Annotated in this window: 2 protein-coding genes; both read left to right on the forward strand. The window is 71.4% G+C overall.

The genetic code is table 11. The annotated features are described in order from the left end of the window. The coding region (locus AIIKEEIJ_RS14090) for a MiaB/RimO family radical SAM methylthiotransferase (protein WP_238406358.1) at positions 1–1240 on the forward strand (1240 nt) is incomplete at its 5' end. Further along, entirely contained in the window at positions 1237–1845 is a 609-nt protein-coding gene (locus AIIKEEIJ_RS14095; protein WP_006948249.1) for an Rv2732c family membrane protein, read from the forward strand. The genes AIIKEEIJ_RS14090 and AIIKEEIJ_RS14095, both read left to right, overlap by 4 nt. Positions 1846–2024 lie beyond the last annotated feature (179 nt).

The following is a 2024-nucleotide window of genomic DNA, read 5'->3' on the forward strand; positions in this document are numbered from 1 at the left end:
CGACGATCCACGGCACGGCCACCGCGAGAACACCGTGCCGCTGCGCCCGCATGCGTCGCCGCACAGACGCGACGAGCCCCACGACGACCAGGACCGTGAATACCGCCGCGCCGAGGTCGAGATCCTCGAATCGCTCGAGGCGTTCCCCTCGACCCTGCCCGCCCGGCGCGAGTCCAGCTACGCCGGCTGGGTGTCGATCTCCGTGGGCTGCAACAACACCTGCACCTTCTGCATCGTGCCGTCGCTGCGTGGCAAGGAGGTGGACCGCCGGCCCGGTGACATCCTCGCCGAGGTCCGCGCGCTCGTCGACGAGGGCGTCCTCGAGGTGACCCTGCTCGGGCAGAACGTCAACTCCTACGGCCGCTCCTTTGCCGATCCGGAGCAGCCCCGCGACCGCGGCGCGTTCGCCGCGCTGCTGCGCGCCTGCGGCGGTATCGAGGGTCTCGAACGGGTCCGCTTCACCTCCCCGCACCCCGCGGAGTTCACCGACGACGTCATCGAGGCGATGGCGCAGACCCCGAACGTGTGCCCGCAGCTGCATATGCCGCTGCAGTCCGGCTCGGACCGCGTCCTGCGCGCGATGCGCCGCTCGTACCGCAAGGAGCGGTTCCTCGGGATCATCGAGAAGGTGCGCGCGGCCATGCCGCACGCGGCGATCACCACCGATATCATCGTCGGGTTCCCCGGCGAGACCGAGGAGGACTTCCAGGAGACCCTCGACGTCGTCGAGAAGGCCCGGTTCACCAGCGCCTTCACCTTCCAGTACTCCAGGCGACCCGGCACGCCGGCCGCGGAGATGGACGGCCAGCTGCCCAAGGCGGTGGTGCAGGAACGGTACGAACGGCTCATCGCGCTGCAGGAGCGGATCACCCTCGAGGAGAACCTCGCTCTCGTCGGCAGGGAGGTCGAGCTGCTCGTCGCCGCGGGGGAGGGCCGCAAGGACTCCGAGACCGCCCGGATGAGCGGCCGCGCCCGTGACGGCCGGCTCGTGCACTTCCGGCCCGAGGGCAACATCGACCGTGCGGTTCGCCCGGGCGACGTCGTCACGATCGTGATCAGCGAGGCCGCCCCGCACCATCTGGTCGCGGACACCCCGATCCTGACTCATCGGCGCACCCGCGCCGGCGACCGGTTCGAGCAGGGCCGCACCCCCAAGACGCCCCCCATCGGGGTGGGGCTCGGTCTCCCGCAGATCGGTGTGCCCGAGCCACTTCCGGCACAGACGGGATGTGACGCATGACCGCGAGCGGCCCCGACGAGGGCAGGACGCCCGGCGACGACGCCGGGGACGACGGAAGGGATCCGATGGACGAAGTCCGCGCCGACCTCGAGGCAGCCGAACGCAAGATCGCCGGCGAGATCGACCCCGGAGCCCGCGCGCTCGTCGTCGCGGTCGCGGTGCTCGTGCTGCTCGGCTCGTTCAGCCTGCCCCACGCCGGGGCGGCCAACGGGTGGGAGGTGCTGTCCTTCGCCCCCGACGCGACCGCCGAGTCCATCGCGCTGCCCTCCCGCATCTTCGTGTGGCTCGCTCTGGTGTTCGGCGCGATCTTCTCCATCCTGGCGCTCGTCACCCGCCGGTGGGTGCTGGCGTGGCTGGCGCTGGCCGGCTCCGCGGTGTCGATCGTGTTCGGCATGCTCTCGATCTGGTCGAGGCAGACCCTGCCGGTCGGCGACCCGGGTGCGGGACCGGGCATCGGCCTGATCCTGGGCTGGATCACCGTCATGGTGCTCACCTTCCACTGGGCGAAGGTGGTGTGGACGCGCACCGCGCTTCAGCTCGCCGCCGAGGAGGAACTCCGCAACGCGGCCGCCCAGCAGGAGAACAAGGGCCTGCTCGACGACTGACCGCCCGGGACCGGACGAACGACGGTGCCCCCGGCTCGAACGAGCCGGGGGTCGGAGCGTCCACGACGGGGATCTTCGGCTGGTGGGTGCAGTACGCGCCCGGTTCGGCGCCTCCCGATCCGTGTGCGGCGGCCGTCACGCTGGCCCGACTGACCCTCGACCTCAGCAGTTGAGCCACG

This window comes from Rhodococcus sp. YH1, from assembly GCF_009939605.1.
GTDB classification, from domain to species: domain Bacteria; phylum Actinomycetota; class Actinomycetes; order Mycobacteriales; family Mycobacteriaceae; genus Rhodococcus; species Rhodococcus aetherivorans.